Source organism: Phytoactinopolyspora halophila (assembly GCF_003287285.1).
Taxonomy (GTDB): Bacteria; Actinomycetota; Actinomycetes; order Jiangellales; family Jiangellaceae; genus Phytoactinopolyspora_A; species Phytoactinopolyspora_A halophila.
Window position 1 is genome coordinate 29,184 of sequence record NZ_QMIG01000002.1, and the last position, 21,155, is coordinate 50,338.

Below are 21,155 nucleotides of genomic sequence, written 5' to 3' on the forward strand. Positions count from 1 at the left end.
CTCGCGCTATGACGAAGTGGGAATACGCAACCGCACCGATTCTGATCCATGCGACCAAGCAGATCCTCGACACGTGGGGCGAAGACGGATGGGAGCTCGTCCAGGTCGTGCCGGGCGACAATCCCGAGAATCTCGTCGCGTACTTCAAGCGAGAAAAGACCGAGTGACCCCGGGAGTAGCACGTGAACGGTGAGACGACCAGTTCGGCAGCGAGTCCGGAACAGCGGCTGGAGGAGCTCGGTCTCACGCTCCCTTCGGTGGCGGCGCCGGTCGCCGCCTACGTGCCGGCTGTCCGTACCGGTCCGTATGTCTACACCGCGGGCCAGCTTCCCCTCCGAGACGGGGAGCTGGTCCGCACGGGAAAGGTGGGCGCCGAGGTCAGTCCCGAAGAGGCGTACGAATGCGCCCAGCAGTGCCTGCTCAACGCACTCGCTGCGGTGCACGCCCAGGTAGGTGACCTGTCCGCGGTGGCGCGCGTGGTGAAGATCGTCGGCTTCGTCGCCTCGGCGCCAGGGTTCACGGCGCAACCGCAGGTGATCAACGGAGCCAGTGAACTGGTCGGCCAGGTCTTCGGAGCGGCCGGCCAACATGCCCGCAGCGCGGTGGGTGTCGCAGTGTTACCCCTCGACGCTCCCGTGGAAATCGAGTTGATCGCCGAGGTCCGGTGACGTCCGCCAGGAAGCTGCCTCCCTCCTCCGCGGAGCGGGCACGGGCGTTCGTCGCCGGCCGGCTCCCACCCGTGGAGCCGCGGCCGGCGTCGACGGTCGTGCTCGTGCGCGATGCGCATGCCGGACTCGAGGTCTACGTCCAGCAGCGGGTGCACGGCATGGCGTTCGCCGGTGGCATGGTCGCGTTCCCCGGCGGCAGTGTCGATGCCGCTGACACGGCCGGACACCGGGACATCGACGCGGCCACCTGGGCACGCCGGCTGGGGACGGGCGAGGATGCCGCCCGCGGATTCGTGGGTGCCGCGCTGCGCGAGACCCGGGAGGAGACCGGCGTCGCGTTACAGCCGGACGATCTGGTGCCCTGGGCACACTGGATCACCCCGCGATTCGAACGCCGGCGTTTCGACACCTGGTTCTTCGCGGCCGAGCTTCCACGCGGGCAGGAGCCTCAAGACGTCTCCGGGGAGGCGGAAGCGGCGATGTGGGTGACGGCCCACGAGGCATTGCGGCGTGCTGACGCGGGTGAGTGGGACATGCTTCCGCCCACCCGGGTGGTTCTCGAAGAGCTCGCGGGGTTGTCCAGCGCCACGGACATCCACGCGACGCAGCGGGAGATCGCGGCAGTCATGCCGGGATGGCTCGACGACGGCGACGCCGTCATCGCCCTGCTCCCCGACGACCCCCGCTACCCGGGCGACGACCACGCCGCCACGACCCATCACCCCATGATCATGAACGATCCTCGTCCTGAGAGCGGGGGTAATCGTTCATGATCATGGGACAGGGGGCGAGTGGGGGTGCCGAGGGCCTGCCGGGCTGGTGCCATCTGATCCGGGCCGACAATCCGAGCCCGATGACGCTCGAAGGCACCAACACGTACGTCCTGTCCACCAGCGCGGGCAACGTCGTCATCGATCCTGGCCCGCTGATCGAGGATCACCTGCGGGCCGTCGCGTCGCTGGGTGCGGTGGCACTGACGGTTCTCACCCACCATCACCCCGATCACACCGAGAGTGCGCAACGCTTTCACCAGCACACCGGTGCGCCGGTCACCGCCCTGGACCCGGACCTGTGCATCGACACCGAGCCCGTGAGCGACGACGAGCAGATCGCGATACCCGACCTCGACCTACGCGTCCTCCACACCCCCGGGCACACGGCAGATTCCATCTGCCTGGAGGTCCGCCGTGGTTCCTGGCGCGGGTTGCTCTGCGGCGACACCATCCTCGGGCGTGGCACGAGCGTCGTCGCACACCCCGACGGCCAGCTCGGTGCCTACCTCGACTCGCTGGCCAGGCTTCGCGACCGGCTCAGCGGTGACTGGATGCTGCTGCCCGCCCACGGACCGGTCCGGGCCGACGCCGTCGGCGTGATCGAGCAGTACATCGCCCACCGGCACGCACGGCTCGACGAGGTACGCGCGGCACTCGCTAGCGGCGCAACGTCTGCTCGCGAGGTGGTGGAGATCGTCTACTCCGATGTGGATCGTTCCGTGTGGCCAGCAGCGGAGCGCACGGTCGCCGCCGCCCTCGATTACCTCACTGGGGCGGAGAAGCCCACGAATGCGGCGGGGGAATGAAGCCCACTGGCGCCGAGACTGCTGCTCAGCGAGCCCGGCGGCGCATCCGCTCGACATCGAGCAGGACCACCGAACGCTGTTCGAGACGCAGCCAGCCGCGCGCCACGAAGTCGGCGAGTGCCTTGTTGACCGTCTCTCGGGACGCGCCGACCAACTGGGCCAGCTCCTCCTGAGTGAGATCGTGCACCACTCGCACGCCCTCCTCGGAAGGGACGCCGAAACGCGTGGACAGATCGAGGAGCTGCTTGGCGACGCGTCCCGGAACATCGGAGAAGACCAGATCCGCGAGGGTGTCATTGGACCGGCGCAGCCGGGAGGCAAGCTGCAACAACAAGCCGCGCGCCACCTCTGGACGTCCGGTGAGCAAGGGGACAAGGTCGGAGTGTCCCAGGCCGAGCAGGCTCGTTTCCGTCACTGCCGTGGCCGTCGCCGATCGGGGTCCCGGATCGAACAGGGACAGTTCCCCGAACATCTGACCCGGTCCCAGCAGCGCGAGGAGATTCTCCCGCCCGTCTTGCGCAGTACGACCAAGCTTGATCTTGCCAGCGGTCACGACGTACACGCGGTCGCCGTCGTCGCCTTCGCGGAACACCACCTCGCCACGGTCGAGATGCACCTCGACCATCGAGGCCCGCAATGCGGCGGCCGCCTCATCGTTCAGTTCACGGAACAGCGGTGCGCTGCGTAGCGCATCATCAACCACTACCTGGCTCCTTCTCGTCAACTTGGTCGTGTTCGTCCACCCGTACCGAACTACTCGATCACGCGCCGCCGAGTGTTCCGTCTCACGTTCTACCGACAACTATTGTGCCCGGACACCATGATGGCGCATTATTCGGTCTCGCGCTTCCCAACCCGTGCTCGCCGTTGACGTCGCAACCGTCACTGCGTGCCAGCCACCAGGACGGCGACCTCTCGGCTTTCGACCTGTCGGCCGCAGAACATAAGGTAAGCGTGTGTCCTCCGCCAATACTGAGTCGCACCGGGCGCTCGTGCGCCGGGCCCGCAAGATCAACCGGGAACTCGCCACGCTCTATCCGGACGCACACTGCGAGCTGGACTTCAGCACACCGTTTCAGCTGCTCGTCGCCACCGTTCTGTCGGCACAGACCACCGATACCCGGGTGAACTCCGTAACTCCGACACTGTTCTCAGCCTATCCGGACGCTCCGGCGCTGGCCGCGGCGGACCCCGTACGGGTCGAGGACATCATCCAGCCGACCGGGTTCTTCCGGGCCAAAACCAAGTCGATCATCAACATGGCAGAAGCACTCACGGAGCGCTTCGACGGCGAGGTGCCCCGCACCATGGAGGAGCTCGTCACCCTGCCGGGCGTGGGCCGCAAGACCGCCAATGTCATCCTCGGCAATGCCTTCGACGTTCCCGGGCTCACCGTCGACACCCATTTCAGCCGGCTCGTTCGCCGCTGGCAGTGGACGCAGAGCACCGACGCGAACCAGATCGAAGCCGATGTCGCCGCCCTGTTCCCCAAACAGGAATGGACGATGCTGTCGCATCGGATCATCTGGCACGGCCGGCGGCGCTGCCACGCCCGCCGCCCCGCCTGTGGCGCCTGTCCCCTGGAGAGGCTATGTCCCGCCTATGGTGAGGGGCCGACCGATCCGACGGCGGCAGCCAAACTCGTGCGTGATGGGCCACGCCGATGACTCTCCCGGCGTGGATGAGTCACATGGTCGATGCCGTCTCGAACACCTCTGCGGCGACATTCTCCGGATTCCTGCCGCCCGCCGACGGCTCGGCCCGGCCGTCGGCCGTCTTGCTCCTCTTCGGCGAGCGGGATGGCCGGCCGGACGTGCTCTTGACCGAACGCGCACACCACCTCCGCCGGCACGCCGGCCAGGTCTCGTTTCCCGGTGGCGTGATCGACCCGGACGACGACGGCCCGGTCGCCGCGGCACTACGCGAGGGCGCCGAGGAGACCGGCCTGGACATCCACGGGGTAGACGTCGTGACCACATTACCGACACTCTGGATCCCCGTGACGAACTATGCGGTAACGCCCGTTCTTGCGTGGTGGCGCGAACCGTCCCCCGTAAGCGTCGCCGATCCCCAGGAGGTAGCGTCCGTACACCGTGTCCCGCTCGACGATCTCCTCGATCCGGTCAACCGGCTGCAATTCCGGCATCCCAGCGGCACGGTCGGCCCCGCCTTCCGGATCGGTGACCTGTGGATATGGGGTTTCACCGCGGGCGTTCTGGCGCGCCTGTTCCAGGTCGCCGGGATGGAACGACCATGGGACCGTACACGTATCCGAACATGAATAGCGGGTGTCTCGGCTGGGCCCGGTGGGAAGGGAGCGCTGACCTGTGATCTTCGGGTTGAACGCGGTGGACTTCATCATCATCGCGCTGGCCATCGTGGTGGGCTACACCGGCTGGGTGCACGGCTTCGTCGTCGGGCTGCTGTCGTTCGCCGGTTTCGTCGGCGGAGCGGTCGCGGGCCTGCTGCTCGTACCGGTTCTGCTGGGAAGTCTGGAACCCGGGCTCGGCGTGTCCATACTCGCGGCCCTGCTGGTCCTCGCCGTCGCATCGATCGGGCAAGGCGTGCTCGCGTGGACCGGCGGGTGGGTCCGATCGAAGGTTTCCTCCCAACCGGCACGGCACGTCGACGCTGCCGGGGGTGCCGCGCTCGGCATCATCGGCCTGCTGCTGGCGGCCTGGGCACTCGGACTGGCGCTCTCCACTGCTGCCATTCCGTATGCCTCCCAGGGCATCCGGGAATCCGCCATCCTGCGCACCGTCGACGACGCGGTACCCGTCTCACCGGACAATTTGCGTGATGCCTTCCAGGACGTCGTGATCGCGGAAGGGTTTCCCGAGGTCGTCGCGCCATGGGTACCCGAGCCAATCGGTGAGGTGGAGGCTCCGGACGGCAACCTGCACCGCGATCCAGATATCCAGAAAGCGGCGGAGAGCGTGGTGCACATCACCGGCCGGGCGCCCGAATGTTCCCGCGTGCTCAGCGGCAGCGGCTTCGTCGTGGCGCCGGAACGGGTCATGACCAACGCCCACGTCGTCGCCGGTGTCAACGAACCGGTCGTGACATTCGCCGATGGCGATCCCCTGGCGGCGCGCGTCGTCGACTTCGATTCCGACATCGATCTCGCTGTCCTGGCCGTACCGGATCTTCCCCACGAGCCGTTGGATCTTGCCGACGGCGCGCCGGGAACGGGCGTGGACGCAGTCGTCGTCGGGTATCCAGGCAGCGGGCCGCTCACCGCCACACCGGTTCGGGTCCGGGGCCAGCACGAGCTCGTCGGCCGGGACATCTACGGCGACGGTTCGGTCACCCGCGACGTCCTCGGATTGCGGGGCGAGGTCCGTCCCGGCAATTCCGGGGGTCCGCTCGTCTCCACCGACGGAACGGTTTACGGGACGATCTTCGCGGCGTCGCTGACCGACCCGAGCACCGGTTATGCCCTGTCCGATACCGAAGTGCGGCCGATGGCCGAGTCCGCCGCCGATGCCACCGATCCCGTGCCCACCGGCAGTTGCACCTGACGCGAATCGTCGGCGCCACTCCGTACCGGGCACCCAAGGCAGGCATCAGACAGGCATCTCCGCACGAAAACGACCCATGTAGAATCACACTCACAATTACGCGACACGCGGGCGTCAGGCCAACTGGCGCCCGTTGTCATTCTGTACTGCGATAGCGTGACGAACGACCGCAGTAGCGGGGACACATCGACCATGGAGGTACGGCCTGGTGGCCGAGGTGACGATAGCTGAGCGTAGTCCATGATCCTGGCCGTAGTACTCCTGGCCCTCGTCGTGACGGCGGTTGCCGCTCCGGCAATCGCCTCCCGTTTGGGTCGCAACGCCGGTTACCCGCTTGCTGTGGCCTTCCTTCTCATCGGCGCATTGCTGGCTACCCGCGCTCCGGACGTGCTCGACGGCGGCACGGTGTCCCTGAACTGGGAGTGGATGCCCAGCATCGGGGTGAGCTTCCACCTTCATCTCGACGGTCTCTCGCTGCTGTTCGCCTCCCTGGTACTGGGTGTCGGCGCTCTGATCTTGGCATATTGCCCTCGCTATCTGGGCACCAGTGAGCAGCACCAGCGTCTCTACATGCTCCTCACGCTGTTCGCGATGTCGATGCTCGGCCTCGTGCTGGCCCGCGATCTCGTGCTGCTCTTCGTCTTCTGGGAGCTCACGACACTGGCGTCGTTCCTGCTGATCGGAGGGGCCGGACGCACCGCCGTGCAGCCTGCTGCACGGGCCCTCGTCGTGACCGCGGGCGGCGGATTGGCGCTGCTAGCCGCTGCGGTCCTGCTGAGCATCTCCGCGGGCACCACCAACATGTCGGTCATCATGGCCGATCCGTCCGTCGTCATCGAATCGCCGCTCGCGCCTGCGATCGCCGTGCTGTTGATCATCGCCGCGATCACCAAATCGGCCCAGCTACCGTTTCACTTCTGGTTGCCCGACGCGATGGTGGCCATCACACCGGTCAGCGCCTACCTGCACGCCGCGACCCTGGTCAAGGGCGGAATCTACCTGTTGATGAGGTTCTCGCCCACGTTCGCTCACATGACCATGTGGACCGTCGTCCTCATGGTCATCGGGCTGACCACGATGATCGTGGGCGCGGCGTTCGCCCTGAAGCAGCACGATCTGAAATCGCTGCTGGCCTACTCCACCGTCAGCCAGCTCGGCTTCATCATCGCGTTGATCGGTGTGGGAACCCCCGGCGCGCTCGCCGCGGCGGCGCTACACACCTTCGCACACGCGATGTTCAAGGCGACCTTGTTCATGCTCGCCGGCATCATCGACCGCGAGGCCGGCAGCCGCGACATCCGCGAGCTCGGCGGGCTGCGCCGGGTGATGCCGGTGACTGCCACGCTCACCGGCCTGGCCGCGACGTCCATGGCCGGCATCCCGCCGTTCATCGGGTTCATCAGCAAGGAGGAGGCCTACTCCGCGCTCCTGGAGACACCGGGACCCGCGTGGACCGGATGGCTCGCGGCCCTGGCCACCGTGGCCGGCGCGGGGCTCACGTTCGCCTACGGATTCCGCATCTTCTACGGGGCGTTCGCCGGGCCCACGACGCAGCGCAAACTGTACGAGCCCAGCATGACGTTCCTGCTCCCGGCGGCGATACCGGCAGCTCTCGGGCTCGTGCTGGGACTCACGGTGGGTGTCCTCGATCCGTTGATCAGCCGGACGGTCGAGGACACGATGTTGACCGAGTCGCACGCGAAACTCAGCCTCTGGCACGGTTTCGGTTCGCCGCTGGTGCTGTCCGCCCTGACGATCATCACCGGCATGGCCCTGTTCTTCGGCCGCTACCCGGTCGATCGAGCATTGCATCGGCACCGAGTTCCGCTCACCGGGGCCGACGCCTTCAACCACACCGTCTCAGGCAGTATCCAGCTCGGCAGCTGGATCGGGCTTCCGGCGCGCTCGCACGCGATCGGGGCCCATATCGCCTGGCCGCTGGCGGCCCTTCTGGTCCTCGGTGCCACCGGAATCGCGATGCGCCCGGACGTCGCCGAACCGCCGCTCTCCACAACGCGCCCGCACGACTGGGCCGTCGTGGCCTTGCTGGCGATCGCCATCCTCGCGCTGTGCCTCACCACCACGCGTATCACCGCCATCGTGCTGCTCGGCGCCGTCGGATTCCTGGTCGGCTTCTGGTTCCTCCTGGCAGGAGCCCCCGACCTGGCACTGACCCAGCTGCTCGTCGAGATCCTCACGGTGGTCGTGGCGGTGCTCGTGCTCCGGCGCCTGCCACCAACCTTCCGGCGGATACGCCGGCCCCGGGCTATTCTCACGGCGGCCATCGCCGTGGCCGCCGGAACCGTGGCCGCGGCCGCCACCTTCCTCCTCGCCGGGCGGCGGGATCGCTCGGCCGCCGCCGACTACCTGATACACAACGCCAAGAAGGACAGCGGCGGCAGCAACGTGGTCAACACGGTCCTGGTTGACTTCCGTGGCCTGGACACGCTCGGCGAGGTAACCGTGCTCGCCATCGCCGGCATCGGGCTCATGGCCTTGTTGCGCGGCACGGCAGAGCCGAACATCCTTCCCGCCGATTCCGCCACGGCGCCACCCGACCGGCTGGGCAACATGGTCATCCCCCGGTTCGCAGCCCGCGTCCTCGTCCCGATGACCGTGGCGATCTCGGCCTACCTGTTGTTCCGGGGACACTACGAGCCAGGCGGCGGGTTCATCGCCGCGCTCGTCGCCGGCGTGGCGGTGGCCGTGCTCCAGCTTCCGCATGGCCTGGATCATCCACCCCGGCTGCGCGCGCCGTACCTCATCTACGGGGGTCTCGCACTGGCTGTCCTCACCGGCATAGGAGGACTCGCCGACGGCTCGTTCCTCCGCCCGCTCCACGGCCACCTCGGCATTGGCGGGGCCGAGATATCGATGACGTCGTCGCTCTCCTTCGATCTCGGCGTCTTCCTCATCGTGCTCGGCATGGCCGTGTCGGCCTTCGACCGGCTCGGCCGGGGCACCACCGGGGAACTCCCCGCCAGGGAGCCAGAACTCGCACGGAACGGACAGGGGGGAAGCTGAGATGACGGCAGCCCTCGTCGTCGGACTCCTCGTGGCCGGAGGCGTGTACCTCGTCCTCCAGCCGGGCCTGATCCGGGTTACGCTCGGTTTCGTCCTGATCGGCCATGCATTGAACAGCCTGCTCGTCGCCGCGGGCGGCATGGGTTTTCGGGCCGTATCGTTCATCGGCACGTCACATCCCGACGACGCCGCGGACCCGCTACCGCAGGCATTCGCGCTCACCGCCATCGTCATCACCTTTGGCGTCACGGTCTACTTGTTCGGGCTGGCCCGGGCCGGCGCGGACGACGCCCCGGACGAGGAGTCGGAATCGTGAACAACCTCCTGCCCTTCGTCTTCGCCCTGCCGCTGCTCGGTGCGGGAGTGGCGCCGTTGACTCGTCGTTCGGCATGGTTGCAGCGAGCCCTGCTCCTAGCCGTGCCGGCCGCGGTGCTGGTCTTCGCGATATCGCTGGTCGCCGAGACCCGGGACGGCGACGTCGTCACCGAGCAGGTCGCGGGCTGGGTTCCGGGTATCGCTATCCCGTTCGCTGCCGACACCTTCAGCGCCCTCGTGCTCCTGGTGATGGCGATGCTGATCCTCCTGTGTTCGGCCTTTCTCATCGCCACCGGCGACGAGCGCGATCCGTCCGTGATTCCGCTAGTTCTCGTCATGTCTGGCGGCGTCTTCGGCGCGGTGGTGACGGCGGACCTGTTCAACTTCTTCGTGATGATCGAAGTCGCGCTGATCCCCAGCTACGTGCTGATCACGAAGTCGGCGCAGAAAGCCCAGCTGGCCGCCGGCCGGATCTATCTGATGGTGAACCTGTTCGGTTCCTCGATCCTGCTCGGCGGTGTCGCACTCGTATACGCGGTCAACGGCAGTGTTCAGCTCGGTGAACTGGCCGGCGCCGGGAGCGCGAGCGGTATCGCGGCTTTCGCCGGCAGCGTCGTACTCATCGCGCTCGCGCTCAAGGGAGCGCTGGTGCCGCTGCACGGCTGGCTGCCGCGGACCTACCCCTACACCTCTCCCGCGATCACCGCGCTGTTCTCCGGACTACTCACCAAGATCGGCATCTACGGTCTGTTCCGGATCGTCAGCGTCTACTTCGACGGAGCGGAGTCGGTCCAAACGGTCGTTCTCGTGGTGTGCATCGCCACGATGGTCATCGGCGCGTTCGGCGCGCTCGGGCAGACGACGATGCGTTCCATCCTCGTCTACTCGACGGTCAGCCAGGCGGGATACATCGCCGTCGGGCTCGGCTTCTTCGGGGTGACTGGCCTGGCAGCCGCCATCTTCTACCTCCTGCACGAAATGATCGTCAAGGCGAGCCTGTTCCTGAGCGCCGGAGCCGTCGAAACCCACCATGGAACGGGCCAGATCAACCGCCTCGGGGGCATCGCCCGGCGAGAACCCTTGCTCGGAGCCGCCTTCCTGATCGCCGCCCTGTCACTCGCGGGCATACCGCCGTTCTCCGGCTTCGTCGCCAAATTCACCGTGGTCCGCGCGGCCATGGACGAGCAGCAATACATCGCGGCCGGTGTCGCCGTGGCGGTCAGCCTCATCACGCTCCTGTACATGCTCAAGATCTGGAATGCTGCCTTCTGGGGCCACGAATCCAGCGACCGTTCCGAACGGGTGGTCAGCAGCGGAGGCGGAACCGTCGCGGTCACCACGGCCAGCCAGGTCCGGATTGCCACACCATTGATCGTTCCAGGGATCGTCCTCGCCCTCGTCACGACCTCTCTGGGACTGGGCGGGGAGTTCTTGCTGTCGCTCGCGGAGACGGCCGCGCACGGTCTGGTCGATTCGAGCACCTACGTCGAGGCGTTGACGGGACGGTGATACGCATGCTGAGCCGGATCGGAGCCGAGCTCCTCAGGGTGGTGCGCCTCGTCGGCTTCGGCGCCTTCTTCGCCTACGAGCTCCTGGTGGCAAGCCTCCAAGTGGCCTGGGACGTCATCACGCCCCGGAGCCGGCTGAGCCCCGGAATCGTCGCCATTTCCATGCAGAGCACGACCCCGGCCGAGATGACCCTCATGGCCAACCTGATCTCCTTGACGCCCGGCACGCTCTCGCTCACGATCAACGAGGACCAATCCATGCTCTACGTGCACGGGATGTACGTCGGCAGCGCCGATGAGTTCCGGCACACGCTCCACGTGTTCGAGCGCCGCATGCTCTCCGCGGTACGAACGCACAACCGGCCGGGAGGTGCGTCGTGAACCCCGTCGATCTCGCCCTGGTCGTCATCGCCGTGACATACCTGCCGGTCATCTGGCGGATCTTCGTGGGACCGACCGACGCCGATCGCGCCACCGCGGGTGATTTCGCGTTCTACCTGTTCGTGGCCGCCACCGCTCTCCTGGCCGTGCGGAACGACCAGCCGATGTTCTTCGACATCGTGCTGATCGCCACGCTGATCGGATTCCTCGGCACCGTGGTACTGGCTCGACTCGTCGATCGGAGGGACCGGTGAACGTGCTGGACATCCTCGGCGGGACGCTGATCACCGTCGGCGTCTTCTTCATCGTCATGGCAGCCATCGGCCTGGTCCGGTTGGCCGACGTCTATTCCCGGCTCAGCGCCGTGACCAAAGCGGCCACACTCGGCGTCGTCCTCGTGCTCGGTGGCGCCTTCTGCCTCGAACCGTCCTGGAAATCGTTCTTCGTCGTCGGTCTTGCAGCGTTCCTGCAGTTCTTCACCGCACCCGTCGGCGGATTCGCTCTGGGGCGTGCCGCGTACCGCGCGGGGAGCCCGCTCGCGCCTCAGACGCAATACGACGAGCTCGACGATGCCATCCGGGCCACCAGCCGCGAGCCCTAGTGCTGTCCGAGCCACTCCACCAGAGCATCGTTGACGAGCTCCGGCGTTTCCTCATGCGGGAAGTGCCCGGCATCTTCGAGCTGGACCCATGTATGGCTATCGGCCACCTGCGAGCGTGACGCCGCCGCGAGCCGTGGCTCCATGTTTCGATCCTGAGCGCCGTGGACCTGCAACACCGGCATCGCGATGGGCTCCTCCAGGCGCTTGGCGAACCGCCGGCCGTCCGCGCGAAACAGGGACCGTACCGCCCATCGTTGATATTCGAGGGCGCAATGCGGCGCGGGCCAGATCCGCATGGCAGCGCGATACCGGGCACAGGCGTCCTCGTCCGGAAAGTCACTCTGCGGCGCCGCCCAACGCCGCAGGAACTGCTCGACGAAGGCGCCGTCGTCGGACACCAGTCGTCGCTCCGGAACCACGGGAATCTGCGCGCCGAGCAGGGTGCCGGATCGAAACACTCCTCCTCGTAGGAAATGGCGCCGGAGGACGAGCGGGTGTGGCATCGACAACGTCACCAGCGCACGCACGTGTGCCGGTCGAAACGCAGCAGCCATCCATGCGCCGTACGCACCCCATCCGTGTCCGACCAAGATGGCCTGGCGCTCGCCGATCGAGCGAATCACACCCGTGACGTCGGCGGCGAACGTTGCCGGGTCATATCCCCGTGGCGGTTTGTCGCTTCCACCGAATCCACGCAGGTCCATCGCGACGGCTCGCCATCCCGCCTCGGCGAGTCGGGGCAGCTGGTGCCGCCATGCCCACCAGAACTCCGGGAACCCGTGCAGCAGGAGAATCAGCGGACCGTCACCGAGCTCGGCGACATGGAACTGCGCCCCGTTCGCCGCGATTCGCCGATGGCTCCACGGGCCCGGGACCTCCACCTGATCGTGGAGCATTTCCACCCGGTTCACGTCTGTGACGTCGCACGCAACGCCTGGACGGCCTGCTGCGCCGCCTTCTTGGAACGCTTAGACCCGGATATGGCTCCGAACCTGCTCCTCGCCACCAGCACCGCGATGAGCGCCACGAGCAGGTACAAGCCCGCGACGATGAGAAACGCCCATCCGGGTGCCAGACCCAAACCGGTCAGACCATAGGCCACGGCGATGGACAGCAGGATCAATGCGAATACCGAAAGCACTCCCGCCACCGCGATGAGAGCCGCACCGAGTCCCGCCGCCCGGACATCCGCACGAAGCTCTGCCTTGGCGAGATCGATCTCGTCCCGGATCAGCCCGGACAGATCCTCTTTGATCGCAACGACGAGCCGTCCGGTGGACGGCTCGGTATCGTCGGGGGTCGACCTCGTGGTCATCCGAGTCTCCTGTCCTGCTTCTACGTCGACATCTCTAGATCCCTAAGCGACTCTAGAGCACGTGCGACCATAACGAATGCAACTCGCCCGACGAGGCGGTCACTCAACCCATGAACGGCGCGACGTGCTCCCACCGGGGATCGTAGGACCGTGCTATCGACGTCTTACCCCGACTCCATTTCTCCAATACCGGTTTGGCGACGTCGGGATCGATCTCGAGCCCGTCCACATAGAAGTGGGCGACCACCTGGCTCCCACCCGTGATGTGTCCGACGTGCACCACCTGCGGCCCTTCGCCACCGAACGCATCCACGATATGACCTTCCAGCTCTTCGATCTCGTGGGTGATCGACGGGTCCGCGGGCATGCCGTTGCCAGAGTCCTCGTATCCGAGCACCACCGCGACGTGCGTGTCCGCGAGCGGATGCGTATATCGGCTCACAGCGCGGCGCACGATCGCGAACACCGGGCCCTTCGGGCTGCGCCCTTCCATCGCCGCCCATTCGCCGCCGGAGCCTCCGAGCTGGTCGACAACACTCCCCAACGACGCGAGCGGCATCGCGTCGACTGGCGAATCGACCGTGACCTCCACCGAGCCGATCCACCGCTCGACGTCGATCTCGCCGACCGCCGCGTCAAGCCCCAGGAACGCCACGCGCAGCCGGTGGTCGTGATCGACCAGCGTGAACAAGGGATGGTGCACGGCAACGTGCACCTTTCCCGAATTGGTGTCCACCCGCGCGGCAGCAACGAGCTCGTTCAGGGCGAAGTCGAAGTCATCGACCTTCACCACGCTCGACTCCAGGGTTTCGGGATGACGCCAGCGCGTGGAGATGAACTCGACGTCGGCGTCATCCGGAGCTGCCAGGCACCAGCGCGCCGCTGTCGCCCGCAGCTCGGGCACACCGGCGCTGGTCACGAGCAAACCGAATTTCTTGTCCCGGCTGGCCGTGAATTCACAGCTCAACCGGGAGTCGATAGCCGCGATCGCCGGTTCGACCAGGCGCAGGGCAGCCTCCGTACGGTTCTCTTCGAGTGCTTCGACGATCTCCTGGCGATGAGCTCCCCACCATGACCAGAAGGCCGCGATAGCGGGACGGGGGTCAGTGGCGCGGCTCATCCTTCGTCGAAACAAACCCATGACGCCAGCTTAGATGCCGTACCCACCGTTCCCCACGCCCCGCACACTTCCGGTAAATGCGGGAACTGCCGCCCGACGACGCGCCTTCTCATCCCCCACGATGGCCCTGCAAGGTACTGTCCAGCGTCATGTGCACCTGGTAGCGATCCGCGCGATACCACGAGGTGACGTGCTCCAGTGGTCGCCCGGACGCGTATGAGGTCTTGCGGAACACCAGCAACGGCGCTGCCGCCGGGACGCGCAGCAGCCGCGCGCGCAGCGGATCGGCGCCCTCGGCCCATACCGTCTGCGCGGCGGAGTCGAGCACTCGCCCGTAATCGTGGGCGAGGATCGAGTAGACCGAGCTGGTCAGGTCCCGTTCCAGCAAGCCAGGTAGCGGAGACGCCGGCAACCACGACACTTCGTGCGCCATCGGCGCGCCGTCCGCCGAGCGCAACCGCTCGATCCGAAACGCGCGATCGGTCACATCCAGCCCCAGCGCGGCACGGGCAGGCGGCGGCGCCACCGTCTCATCCGCACCGAGAACGACGGTCGACGGCTTGTGCCCCCGGCGGCGCATGTCCTCGGTGAACGAGGACAGGTGCATCTGCGATTCGACCTTGGGAGCGGAAACGAACGTTCCCTTGCCCCGTACCCGGTAGAGCCGCCCTTCTGCGACCAGCCGACCGACAGCCTCCCGCACCGTGGCCCGGCTGACACCGAAGCGCTGGACGATCTCGCGTTCCGAGGGGATGGGTGCGTCCGGTACCAGCTCACCCTCGACCATTGCGAGGAGGATCTCTCGCAATTGGCGGTGTTTGGGCACCGGGCCGTTGACGACGTTCACTGACGAAAGGGTAATTCCAACCGGGGAATATCGTGCCCCACACGATGGTGTCGCACCCAACTGATGTCAAGATGTGATTCGGGTTCAGCACCGTACTCAGGATCATTCGTGAGGAGAGCTGCGTGACCGACACCACGATGGCCCGCGAGATCGCCGAACAGCCGGCGGCGCTCGCGCGCACCCTGCAATCACTCCGGCCGCAGCGCGCAGCCCTGAACAGGCTGGCAGGCGACACCCGTGCCGTCCTGTTCGTCGCTCGTGGCTCATCGGACAACGCCGCCGTGTACGGTCGCTACCTGCTGGAGGTGCACGCGGGCCGGCCCAGTGGCCTGGCCGCACCGAGCGTCGCCACCCACTACGCCGCCGAGCTCGATCTCTCCGGTGTGCTCGTCGTGTCGGTCTCGCAGTCAGGTGAGACGCAAGAGATCGTCGAGACGCAAGCCTGGGCCGCCACACGAGGCGCGCGCACCGTCGCGGTGACGAACGACGGCTCCAGTTCGCTGGCCAACGCTGCCGACCTCGCGCTCGTGACGGAGGCGGGTACCGAGGTCGCGGTGCCTGCCACGAAGTCCTACACCGCCCAGCTCGCCGCCATGGCCATCCTGGCGGGAGGGCTCTCGGCACGTACCGACGCTCTCGACGCGGACCTCGACCGGGTGCCTGATGAGGTCGAGCGCCTCATCACGGCCCGCGCGGGCGTCGACGCCGCCGCCACGCAGCTCGCCGCCACGAACGAGGCACTCGTCAGTGGCCGCGGGCTGACGTTCGGCACCGCGCTGGAAGCGGCCCTGAAGCTGGAGGAGACCTGCCTGCGACCGGTCCGCGGGCTCTCCTACGCCGATCTGCGGCACGGACCGATCGCCGTGGTCGACGCGGATCACGTCGCCCTCCTCGTCACTGCGGCAGACGGGCCGATGGTCCCCGGAATGACCGAACTGGCGCACGACCTTCGTCGTCGCGGCGCCGCCGGTGTGGTCGGCATTGGCGGCGATGCCGGCTTCGGGTCGGCCGTCGACGTAGCCGTCCCCGGCCCCGAACTTTCCGAACCGATCGCGCCGCTGGCTCTCATCGTGCCCGCACAGCTTATGGTCGAGACGCTCGCCCGCAAGCTCGGGCTGGATCCAGACGAGCCCCGCGGGCTGTCCAAAGTCACCCAAACCGACCCGTCAGAATGATCATGTTTGGTACGTTTTCTCGGGCGATAACACGGCTGCAGACGTGTTACGGCCCGGGAAAACCACCTGACGCTCTGACCCATGGGGCTCGCCGTCGTGCCATGCCTTGCACGCTGAGTCCACGTAAGCAAGCGCTTTCCACCGCCAATCGACGGGTAACGGGCGTGCACGGCACGGGGCTCCCGCGGGTACCGCACGGGGCTCCAGCGCGCACCGCACGGGGCTCCAGCGCGCACGGGCACGGGCACGGGGCTCCAGCGGGCACCGCACGGGGCTCCAGCGCGCACGGGCACGGGCACGGGGCTCCAGCGGGCACCGCACGGGGCTCCAGCGCGCACGGGCACGGGCACGGGGCTCCAGCGGGCACCGCACGGGGCTCCAGCGCGCACGGGCACGGGCACGGGGCTCCAGCGGGCACCGCACGGGGCTCCAGCGCGCACGGGCACGGGCACGGGGCTCCAGCGGGCACCGCACGGGGCTCCAGCGCGCACGGGCACGGGCACGGGGCTCCAGCGGGCACCGCACGGGGCTCCAGCGCGCACGGGCACGGGCACGGGGCTCCAGCGGGCACCGCACGGGGCTCCAGCGCGCACGGGCACGGGCACGGGGCTCCAGCGGGCACCGCACGGGGCTCCAGCGCGCACGGGCACGGGCACGGGGCTCCAGCGGGCACCGCACGGGGCTCCAGCGCGCACGGGCACGGGCACGGGGCTCCAGCGGGCACCGCACGGGGCTCCAGCGCGCACGGGCACGGGCACGGGGCTCCAGCGGGCACCGCACGGGGCTCCAGCGCGCACGGGCACGGGCACGGGGCTCCAGCGGGCACCGCACGGGGCTCCAGCGCGCACGGGCACGGGCACGGGGCTCCAGCGGGCACCGCACGGGGCTCCAGCGCGCACGGGCACGGGCACGGGGCTCCAGCGGGCACCGCACGGGGCTCCAGCGCGCACGGGCACGGGCACGGGGCTCGGGCGTGCACGACGCGAGGACCGGTGTGCAGGGAACGACCCCGGCAGCGGCGCGGAGCGTGAACCGGGGAACCGAGGCTTCGCGGGGGCTGCGACGGGTGGGAGGCGAACCGTCACGCCTGCGGTGGCGGAAGGGGCGCGTGCTGGCGGATCCACGTATGCATCGCGATGGCCGCGGCCGCCCCCGCATTGATCGAACGTGTCGAGCCGAACTGCGCGATCGACACGCAGCGGTCCACGTATTCCCGCGCGGAGTCCGAGAGACCCGGGCCTTCCTGCCCGAACAGCAGAACGCATCGCCGCGGAAGGTCGACGGTTTCGAGTGGAACGGCCCCGGGGAGGTTGTCGATGCCGATCACCTGGAGCTCCTGGTCATGCGCCCACGCGGTCAGCGCGGCGAGGTTCGGATGGTGCCGAATGTGCTGGTAGCGATCGGTCACCATCGCACCGCGCCGATTCCAGCGCCGCCGGCCCACGATGTGCACCTCCGCCGCCAGGAACGCATTTGCCGTGCGCACCACGGAGCCGATGTTGAAGTCGTGCTGCCAGTTCTCGATCGCGACGTGAAACGAGTGCCGCCGCCGATCCAGGTCCTCGACGATCGCCTCCCGTCGCCAGTAGCGGTAACGGTCGACGACGTTGCGCCGGTCTCCGAGAGCGAGCAACTCCGGATCATAGCGCGCGTCGTCCGGCCACGGTCCGTCCCACGGACCGACTCCCGGAAGCGGTGTACCGTCCGGTGTACCCGGCACATCTTCAGGGTCCTCTGGAACGTCCGAGTCCGCGGGCGTATCCGGTTCGCCACTCCCGCCTGGCTCGCCGCCCGTGGCCGACTGGATGCGATCGTCGTCGTTCACGTCAAACACCGTAGCGCCCTCGCACGTCGCCGGATGAGCTCGCGGCTCGACGACGCAGGCGCTACGGTCACGGATCGTTCACGATCTCAACGTCTCTGATGTTGCAATGCCTCCCGCACCGTACGCACCGCCTCGTCGGGTTCGAGCAGCTCTCCCGAGCTGATGGTGACGCCGTCGACGATGATCGCCGCGTATGCGGGTGCTCGCAACGCGGTGCGCAGCGCCGCTAGCCATCCGGCACCCCTCCGGCGAGCATCCCGGACGAGGGTGGGCACCAGATACCAGTGGTTGCGTGGATCGACGATCTCCAGGTCGGCTTCGTCGGGCAATGCCTCTCGGAGAGCGACGTAGGCTCGCGCGAAGGGTTGCCATCCCGCCCGCTCGTCGAAGCGCGTGCCGCCACGCACGGGATGGTGCTCGGGCTCGACGCACAGACCTTTCGACGATCCGCCACTGCAGCATCCGGCGCCGACGCCGTCGGACATGTCCCATGGCCGGATCATCAGGATGCGATGCCGTGCGGAACGCGCCTCGTGGGTCGGAATCTCGTCCACGTTCATGCCGTGCCATCCCCGCTTGTTTCCGAGCCCGATACCTCTCCGCTAGCCCCGGACCCCGTGTCCACGCCGGCCGACCCGCTGTCACCGGAACCACCGATCGTCGCTCCACGGCGCTCGGCCACCGTGCGGCGCAGCGCGATCGCGGCCTCGACGATGAGCCACAGCGCCAAGAACAGGATGATCACGTCGAGGGGAACCAGGACCCAGCGTTCCGGCGATTCCCAGAATTCGCCGAGCTGGACGAACAACGCCCAGGTGGTCATCACCAGCAGGAAGACCATCGGGATCAGGATCGCGATCGGGTTGCGCATTCGCTTGGTCACCCACACCGCCACAACGGCCATGGCCAGGCCGGCCGTGAGCTGGTTCGTGGTACCGAACAGCCGCCACAGGGTGCCGAAGGCGAAGCCCGCGTCGCTTCGTCCTGGCATCAACGCGAGGAACACCGGAAGTGCGATGGCAGCCAGCCCGGCCAGGGTGAGGCTCCGCGAGAGCCGCCGCCAGCCGAGGATCGTCGCGATCTCCTGCACGATGTATCGCTGCAGCCGCACGCCGGTGTCCATCGTGGTCGCGGCGAACGACACGACGACGACGGCGGCGAACACGGTCCCGAGCGTGAATTCGATGCCGAGGTTGCTGGCGAACTGCGCGATCCCGTTGACGAAGTTGCCCGTGGCACCGTCGGAGGCGTCGGCGTAGGTCGCGTAGGTCTCCTCCCACTCGACCTGGGTGGCGGCAACACCAGCGCTTACCGCCAGCACGGATGCGAGTGCCAGGCTGCCTTCTCCGAGCGCGCCCATGTACCCGACGTGTCGGGCGTCGGTCTCCTTGTCCAGCTGTTTCGACGTCGTTCCCGACGAGACCAGCGAGTGGAACCCGGAGATCGCACCACAGGCGATGGTGATGAACAAGAACGGGAAGATGTTCGGCGAATCGTCCGGCACGTCGCCCCGCACCGCCGGCGCGACGAGCTTGTCCCACCCGACGAGGACGCCGGCGAAGGTCACCGCCAGCGCGATGAACAGCTGGTGAGAGTTGATGTAGTCCCGCGGCTGGAGCAGCAGCCACACCGGAAGGCGCGAGGCGATGAACGTGTAGGCGAACATGATCACCACCCACACGTCACGCGGCTCCATGCCGAGCCAGTCCGCGAAGCCCGTGATCTCGATCGGGTAGTGGTGTCCCACCCAGATCAGGAAGTACAGCCCGATGACACCGATGAGCGACGGCACCAGCGCGGGGGTGCGCGTCCGGTAGATGTACTGGCCGATGGCGATCGCGAGCGGGATCTCGACGAAGACCGGGATCACCGCGCCCGGAAAGAGCACGAAGAGGTTGCCGATGACCACCGCGAAGACCGCGTTCACCAGCGTCAGCAGGAAGAAGATGATGCACAGGAAGAGCACCCGAGATCGGGCGCTGATGACCTCGGCGGTCAGGGTTCCGATGTTCTTCGCCTTGTGCCGCACGGACACGGCCAAGGCACCGAAGTCGTGGACGCCGGCGGCGAAGAGGGTGCCGATGGTGATCCACAAGAGTGCCGGCAGCCACCCCCAGAACACCGCGATGGCCGGGCCGACGATCGGCGCGGCACCTGCGATCGACGTGAAATGGTGCCCGAAGAGTACATGCTTGTTGGTGGGGACGAAGTCCACTCCGTCTGCCAGCTCGTGCGCTGGCGTGACGAAGGCGGGATCGAGCGCGTAGACCTTGGTGGCAAGGTAGCGCGAATAGTAGACGTAACCGAACGCGAAGAGTGCAAGGACGGCAGCTGCGACAGCGACGGCGGGCATCTGGCCTCCCGGAGCTCGGCCGGTCTCCCCCAGGACACGGGACGACAGATCTTGCGCCAGCATATGAGATCTGTCACATTTCAAGTCAATAGTTGATCGCATCGATACCGAAAGGCGTCGTCCGGGGAGGTCCACGCTGAATCTGGCTGCCGATATCCAACGCGTGATCGAGGCCGCAACCGTCAGCGAGCTCACCTGGCTTGATGCGGCCGGCCGCCCCGACGCCTGGCCCGTCACACCCCTGTGGCTTGCCGAACAGCCCGTCGTCGCATGCCCCTACGCCTCCGACGACTTCGCGCGCGGCGTCGCGGGCTCACCGACCGCCGCATTGGTGCTGTCCGACCAGCGTATGAGCGGTTCCCGGTGGAGCCCGCTGGCCATCACGGTCCGGCCTCGCCTGATCGAGGACCGGGATGGGAGCATCTTCACCGACCAGTTGCTCGTTCAAGAGCTGCGCAAGTACCCGCCTGCCCGCGCGCTCCTCGACTCCGTCATCCTCCGCCGGGAGCACTGGTGGTACGTGCCCCGGCTGCTCATCGTGCTCGAGATGGTCTCGGTGACGGCTGTCGGTCCCCGCGTTCACCCCGGCGAGCAGGTGCTGTCGGTAGCCACGGATCGCGGTCTCGTCGTCGATACCGCCAGCACCGCCGCCCTCGACGAGGATCGTCTCCAGATCACCAGCCTGCTCGGCCACCCCCTGCCGGAAGGCGATGCCGCACTGCTCGGGCACGACTTCTCGATTCCCGATCTCGAACGCTGGACGCCGTGGATCACGCGTGGCCGGCTGACGGGCGACGTGATGGACGTCGACGAGTACCCGACGCGGACCGCACTGGAACCCACCCTGGGGCTTCGGCAACGGTTACGACGCCACCGGGACCTCGAGAAGGGGTGCCGCCGCGCCCTCGAACGCTGACTCGCGA

23 protein-coding genes are annotated in these 21,155 nt (G+C 67.6%); 15 read left to right on the forward strand and 8 right to left on the reverse strand.

Going from position 1 to position 21,155, the window contains the following annotated elements; translation table 11 throughout:
- Positions 1–8: 8 nt before the first annotated feature.
- The 4 genes from sp36 to DPM12_RS02660 are packed head-to-tail and all read left to right on the forward strand — an operon-like array spanning position 9 to position 2,247.
- Positions 9–167 carry a Sp36 family protein gene (gene sp36 / locus DPM12_RS02645; RefSeq protein ID WP_112256742.1) on the forward strand — a complete coding sequence of 53 codons (159 nt, stop codon included), beginning with the start codon at positions 9–11 and terminating at the stop codon, positions 165–167.
- A 15-nt stretch (positions 168–182) separates the two neighbouring features.
- The gene (locus DPM12_RS02650; RefSeq protein WP_112256743.1) at positions 183–668 is read left to right on the forward strand and encodes a RidA family protein; all 486 of its coding nucleotides are present in this window, start codon (positions 183–185) and stop codon (positions 666–668) included.
- On the forward strand, positions 665–1,441 hold the full coding sequence (locus DPM12_RS02655; protein WP_211658281.1) for an NUDIX hydrolase: 777 nt from the start codon (positions 665–667) through the stop codon (positions 1,439–1,441). The genes DPM12_RS02650 and DPM12_RS02655 overlap by 4 nt, the downstream gene beginning before the upstream one ends.
- Before the next feature lie 2 nt (positions 1,442–1,443).
- Positions 1,444–2,247 carry an MBL fold metallo-hydrolase gene (locus DPM12_RS02660; protein WP_112257097.1) on the forward strand — a complete coding sequence of 268 codons (804 nt, stop codon included), beginning with the start codon at positions 1,444–1,446 and terminating at the stop codon, positions 2,245–2,247.
- 25 nt (positions 2,248–2,272) lie between these two features.
- On the opposite strand, the gene DPM12_RS02665 is transcribed toward DPM12_RS02660, so the two are convergent.
- Positions 2,273–2,950 carry a Crp/Fnr family transcriptional regulator gene (locus DPM12_RS02665; RefSeq protein ID WP_281269618.1) on the reverse strand — a complete coding sequence of 226 codons (678 nt, stop codon included), beginning with the start codon at positions 2,948–2,950 and terminating at the stop codon, positions 2,273–2,275.
- 253 nt (positions 2,951–3,203) lie between these two features.
- On the opposite strand from DPM12_RS02665, the gene nth reads away from it, so the two are divergent.
- From nth to mnhG, 9 genes are all read left to right on the forward strand, one after another.
- Positions 3,204–3,914 (forward strand): endonuclease III, encoded by a 711-nt coding sequence (nth, locus tag DPM12_RS02670; protein ID WP_211658284.1) that lies wholly within the window; start codon positions 3,204–3,206, stop codon positions 3,912–3,914.
- Between the two features lie 23 nt (positions 3,915–3,937).
- The gene (locus DPM12_RS02675; RefSeq protein ID WP_211658286.1) at positions 3,938–4,528 is read left to right on the forward strand and encodes an NUDIX hydrolase; all 591 of its coding nucleotides are present in this window, start codon (positions 3,938–3,940) and stop codon (positions 4,526–4,528) included.
- 46 nt (positions 4,529–4,574) lie between these two features.
- Positions 4,575–5,768: a MarP family serine protease gene (locus DPM12_RS02680; RefSeq protein ID WP_112256745.1), complete on the forward strand. Its 1,194-nt coding sequence runs from the start codon at positions 4,575–4,577 to the stop codon at positions 5,766–5,768.
- A 240-nt stretch (positions 5,769–6,008) separates the two neighbouring features.
- Positions 6,009–8,792, forward strand: coding sequence for a hydrogen gas-evolving membrane-bound hydrogenase subunit E (gene mbhE, locus DPM12_RS02685; protein WP_112256746.1), 2,784 nt, complete (start codon positions 6,009–6,011; stop codon positions 8,790–8,792).
- 1 nt (position 8,793) lies between these two features.
- A complete protein-coding gene (locus DPM12_RS02690) occupies positions 8,794–9,108 on the forward strand; it encodes a sodium:proton antiporter (RefSeq protein ID WP_112256747.1) in 315 nt (104 codons plus the stop codon).
- Positions 9,105–10,616 (forward strand): monovalent cation/H+ antiporter subunit D family protein, encoded by a 1,512-nt coding sequence (locus DPM12_RS02695; RefSeq protein WP_211658288.1) that lies wholly within the window; start codon positions 9,105–9,107, stop codon positions 10,614–10,616. Before DPM12_RS02690 ends, DPM12_RS02695 begins: the two co-directional genes overlap by 4 nt.
- Before the next feature lie 5 nt (positions 10,617–10,621).
- On the forward strand, positions 10,622–10,996 hold the full coding sequence (locus DPM12_RS02700; protein ID WP_123788326.1) for a Na+/H+ antiporter subunit E: 375 nt from the start codon (positions 10,622–10,624) through the stop codon (positions 10,994–10,996).
- Positions 10,993–11,250, forward strand: coding sequence for an MrpF/PhaF family protein (locus tag DPM12_RS02705; RefSeq protein ID WP_112256750.1), 258 nt, complete (start codon positions 10,993–10,995; stop codon positions 11,248–11,250). Before DPM12_RS02700 ends, DPM12_RS02705 begins: the two co-directional genes overlap by 4 nt.
- On the forward strand, positions 11,247–11,597 hold the full coding sequence (gene mnhG, locus DPM12_RS02710) for a monovalent cation/H(+) antiporter subunit G (RefSeq protein WP_211658290.1): 351 nt from the start codon (positions 11,247–11,249) through the stop codon (positions 11,595–11,597). Before DPM12_RS02705 ends, mnhG begins: the two co-directional genes overlap by 4 nt.
- Here mnhG and DPM12_RS02715 read toward each other — a convergent pair.
- The 4 genes from DPM12_RS02715 to DPM12_RS02730 form a co-directional block, all read right to left on the reverse strand.
- Positions 11,594–12,493, reverse strand: coding sequence for an alpha/beta fold hydrolase (locus tag DPM12_RS02715; RefSeq protein ID WP_112257101.1), 900 nt, complete (start codon positions 12,491–12,493; stop codon positions 11,594–11,596). The two genes, mnhG and DPM12_RS02715, sit on opposite strands and share 4 nt — an antisense overlap.
- Positions 12,494–12,504: 11 nt before the next feature.
- A complete protein-coding gene (locus tag DPM12_RS02720; protein ID WP_112256751.1) occupies positions 12,505–12,912 on the reverse strand; it encodes a phage holin family protein in 408 nt (135 codons plus the stop codon).
- 103 nt (positions 12,913–13,015) lie between these two features.
- Complete coding sequence (locus tag DPM12_RS02725; RefSeq protein ID WP_123788325.1) at positions 13,016–14,053, reverse strand: hypothetical protein; 1,038 nt, start codon at positions 14,051–14,053, stop codon at positions 13,016–13,018.
- 88 nt (positions 14,054–14,141) lie between these two features.
- Positions 14,142–14,819 carry a GntR family transcriptional regulator gene (locus DPM12_RS02730; RefSeq protein ID WP_112257102.1) on the reverse strand — a complete coding sequence of 226 codons (678 nt, stop codon included), beginning with the start codon at positions 14,817–14,819 and terminating at the stop codon, positions 14,142–14,144.
- 197 nt (positions 14,820–15,016) lie between these two features.
- Here DPM12_RS02730 and DPM12_RS02735 point away from each other — a divergent pair, with 197 nt between their 5' ends.
- Complete coding sequence (locus DPM12_RS02735; RefSeq protein ID WP_112257103.1) at positions 15,017–16,054, forward strand: SIS domain-containing protein; 1,038 nt, start codon at positions 15,017–15,019, stop codon at positions 16,052–16,054.
- 1,081 nt (positions 16,055–17,135) lie between these two features.
- Here the strand turns inward: DPM12_RS02735 and DPM12_RS02740 are convergent.
- From DPM12_RS02740 to DPM12_RS02750, 3 genes are all read right to left on the reverse strand, one after another.
- Positions 17,136–17,774, reverse strand: a complete 639-nt coding sequence (locus DPM12_RS02740) for a TrmH family RNA methyltransferase (RefSeq protein ID WP_211658431.1) — start codon at positions 17,772–17,774, stop codon at positions 17,136–17,138.
- Positions 17,775–17,965: 191 nt separating this feature from the next.
- The gene (locus tag DPM12_RS02745) at positions 17,966–18,439 is read right to left on the reverse strand and encodes a hypothetical protein (RefSeq protein WP_112256753.1); all 474 of its coding nucleotides are present in this window, start codon (positions 18,437–18,439) and stop codon (positions 17,966–17,968) included.
- Positions 18,436–20,232 (reverse strand): carbon starvation CstA family protein, encoded by a 1,797-nt coding sequence (locus tag DPM12_RS02750; RefSeq protein ID WP_112257105.1) that lies wholly within the window; start codon positions 20,230–20,232, stop codon positions 18,436–18,438. Before DPM12_RS02750 ends, DPM12_RS02745 begins: the two co-directional genes overlap by 4 nt.
- 163 nt (positions 20,233–20,395) lie before the next feature.
- Between DPM12_RS02750 and DPM12_RS02755 the strand changes: the two genes are divergently transcribed.
- Positions 20,396–21,148: a hypothetical protein gene (locus DPM12_RS02755; RefSeq protein WP_211658297.1), complete on the forward strand. Its 753-nt coding sequence runs from the start codon at positions 20,396–20,398 to the stop codon at positions 21,146–21,148.
- Positions 21,149–21,155 lie beyond the last annotated feature (7 nt).

Excerpts from the sequence above, each read along its gene's own strand:
- sp36 (WP_112256742.1), top strand. The coding sequence starts at position 9 with ATGACGAAGTGGGAATACGCAACCGCACCGATTCTGATCCATGCGACC.
- DPM12_RS02660 (WP_112257097.1), top strand. The coding sequence starts at position 1,444 with ATGGGACAGGGGGCGAGTGGGGGTGCCGAGGGCCTGCCGGGCTGGTGC.
- DPM12_RS02675 (WP_211658286.1), top strand. The coding sequence starts at position 3,938 with ATGGTCGATGCCGTCTCGAACACCTCTGCGGCGACATTCTCCGGATTC.
- mbhE (WP_112256746.1), top strand. The coding sequence starts at position 6,009 with ATGATCCTGGCCGTAGTACTCCTGGCCCTCGTCGTGACGGCGGTTGCC.
- DPM12_RS02690 (WP_112256747.1), top strand. The coding sequence starts at position 8,794 with ATGACGGCAGCCCTCGTCGTCGGACTCCTCGTGGCCGGAGGCGTGTAC.
- DPM12_RS02700 (WP_123788326.1), top strand. The coding sequence starts at position 10,622 with ATGCTGAGCCGGATCGGAGCCGAGCTCCTCAGGGTGGTGCGCCTCGTC.
- DPM12_RS02715 (WP_112257101.1), bottom strand. The coding sequence starts at position 12,493 with ATGCTCCACGATCAGGTGGAGGTCCCGGGCCCGTGGAGCCATCGGCGA.
- DPM12_RS02720 (WP_112256751.1), bottom strand. The coding sequence starts at position 12,912 with ATGACCACGAGGTCGACCCCCGACGATACCGAGCCGTCCACCGGACGG.
- DPM12_RS02725 (WP_123788325.1), bottom strand. The coding sequence starts at position 14,053 with ATGGGTTTGTTTCGACGAAGGATGAGCCGCGCCACTGACCCCCGTCCC.
- DPM12_RS02730 (WP_112257102.1), bottom strand. The coding sequence starts at position 14,819 with ATGGTCGAGGGTGAGCTGGTACCGGACGCACCCATCCCCTCGGAACGC.
- DPM12_RS02735 (WP_112257103.1), top strand. The coding sequence starts at position 15,017 with ATGGCCCGCGAGATCGCCGAACAGCCGGCGGCGCTCGCGCGCACCCTG.
- DPM12_RS02745 (WP_112256753.1), bottom strand. The coding sequence starts at position 18,439 with ATGAACGTGGACGAGATTCCGACCCACGAGGCGCGTTCCGCACGGCAT.
- DPM12_RS02750 (WP_112257105.1), bottom strand. The coding sequence starts at position 20,232 with ATGCCCGCCGTCGCTGTCGCAGCTGCCGTCCTTGCACTCTTCGCGTTC.